General features: G+C 25.9%; 1 protein-coding gene and 1 pseudogene. One reads left to right on the top strand and one right to left on the bottom strand.

Features of this window, described 5'->3' with window-relative positions; translation table 11 throughout:
• A pseudogene (locus QZZ11_RS04050) lies at positions 1-1,364 on the top strand (hypothetical protein); the annotation flags it as partial.
• 124 nt (positions 1,365-1,488) lie between these two features.
• Here the strand turns inward: QZZ11_RS04050 and QZZ11_RS04045 are convergent.
• The gene (locus QZZ11_RS04045; protein ID WP_292473832.1) at positions 1,489-2,307 is read right to left on the bottom strand and encodes a M48 family metallopeptidase; all 819 of its coding nucleotides are present in this window, start codon (positions 2,305-2,307) and stop codon (positions 1,489-1,491) included.
• Positions 2,308-2,550 lie beyond the last annotated feature (243 nt).

The raw sequence follows: 2,550 nt of genomic DNA, 5'->3' as shown, positions 1-2,550 counted from the left end.
ATAGTTCATTTAATGTTATAAAACAATCAACTAAACTAAATGTTGAAAATATTAAAGATGTTCAATATTTAGATGTTGTTAATATTACAGGTAAGTTTTTAGATAAAAATAATCTCCCTCTGAAATTAACTCCAATAATTATAACAGTTAATGGTAAGAAATATACTACAAAAACCAATGAAGAGGGAATTTATTGTTTTGAATATAAACCTTATGATTTAGGTAATAATACAGTAAAGGTTACATATTACGGAAATGATAATTATGATGGAGCACATGATACTACTTCATTTTTTGTTTCTAAAAAAGATACTGTGATTACCTTAAACAAAATTCCAAATAGTACTTTAGGAAGTAAAATACAAATAAAAGGTAAATATACAGATATAACTGGAAATCCATTAAAACAAACTACATTGACATTATTAATTAATGATCAAAGATATTATTCAAAGACAGATGAAAATGGAAATTTCACTTGTGAATATGAAACATTTGTATTTGATGCAAACACTTTAGAAATATATTATAATGACACTGATAAATATAAAGGTACTTCTTTAAAAACAACATTTTATGTCAATACAGATGAATCAGGAAAAATATTTAAAACCAGAAAAACTCCAGTTGCATCTGTTTTCGTAAGTGGTACTGTAACCATGGAACACGTTAAAAAATGGGTAAATTCAGGAATAACTGATGTATATGTTATAGTAAAACAAGCTACTAATGACACTAAAACATTAAGAAATACAATTGATTTATGTAAGAAAACAAATATTAAAGTTCATGCCTGGGTAATAGTATTTAGAGATAATGGTAAATGGAGTTATACCGTTTCAACACAGAAAAAAATGAAAAAATTCATTTCAGATGTTATGCATATCCAAGGTGTTGAAGGTATTTGTTTAGATTACATAAGATATAGTGGTTTAGAACCTAAAATAGTTAATACCTCTATGGTTAATAACTTTGTAAAAGATGTAAACTATATGGCTAAAAAATATGATAATCGTATGGAAATTTCTGCTTGTGTTTTACCAGAAATTAAAAATTTAGTATACTATTATGGACAGGATACAAGAACGTTAGAAAAATACTGTGATTATCTTATATTGATGGCATATAAAAACAATTACTATGAAGATACAGCATGGATGGCATCAACTACTAAAGAACTGATTAAACAGACAAAACATGCAAAAGTAGTTACTAGTTTGACTACATACAGTGATTTATGGGGAAACAAATATCTATCAGTTAAAGAAATAACTAATGATATAAAAGCAATAATGAATGCAGGTTCTTATGGTTATTCATTGTTTTCCAAATCAACTACCCCTGTTTATCCAAAAATATTCTAGAAGATTTTCATAATCTTCAATCTTTTTTTTAAAACTATTTAATTTATTTCCATTATCTAAGATATTAAAAATAATAAAAGTAATAAAATTTATAAAAAAAAATAAAAATAGTTTATAATTATTCTTAAACTTTTGGTGTTTCAGGTAATAATGGGCCAGAATAGATATCTTTTCCACTTTTTATTTCATTTAAAGATTCTTGAAGAACTTTTATTCTTTTAGAATCTGATGGATGTGAAGAGAAGAAATCAAATTCATTACCATTGTGTGCAGAGAATTTTTTCCAAAAATCAGGTACTATATCAACATTGTATCCTGCTAAATAAGAAATTGTTATACCTAATTTATCTGCTTCCAATTCATGGTCACGTCCCCATGGTTGTGTTAAGAAAAATTGTGAACCGGTATTTGCAACATTTATTGCAGCTCTAGCCATATTACCAGCTCCACCATATCCCAACATATCTAAGATATAAGTAAAAATCCATGACAATTTTGATACTGATTGTTTGGTTTCTTGTACACTTGCCTGTGTACGTGAATGATCAAGTAAAGCATGTGCTATTTCGTGACCTAATACAAATGCGAATTCATCCTCATTTTGGATTAATTGTAATATTCCTGAATAAATAATTATTTTTCCTCCAGGATAACAACAAGCATTAACTATTTCACTATTTACAAGGTGTACTTCCCAATCATAGTAACCTTCCACATAATCATATCTGCCAATTCGTTTAAGATAATCTTCTATTGTTCTAATTAAATTATTAGATACATTGAGTACTTGTTGACCTACTGTAGTTTGATCTAATAGTTGATATTTGGATACTTCTTGTGAATATACTTGATAACATTCTGCAAGGAATACATCGTCGTTGACTTTATCATAATGTTTTTTTCCTGTAAAAGGATTTAAAGGATCACGTTTATCTTTTGACATTATTATCATTCCATCTGATTTATCATTATTTATAATTATATTTTTATTTTTTTAAAAACTTTCCTTTTTTAAATAAAAATTATTTTTGAGTTTAAATGGATAAAAATAATTAAAAGAATGTTAAATATATTATTATTAAATAATTATTTTAATCATATATTGTTTTGAAGGATTATTATGAAAGATTATATTGTATTAGACTTAGAAACTCCCAATAAATACTGTAATTCTATGTCATCTATT

Source organism: Methanosphaera sp., assembly GCF_016282985.1.
In the GTDB taxonomy this organism is placed as follows: domain Archaea; phylum Methanobacteriota; class Methanobacteria; order Methanobacteriales; family Methanobacteriaceae; genus Methanosphaera.
This window is presented reverse-complemented; position numbering and strand designations above follow the sequence as displayed.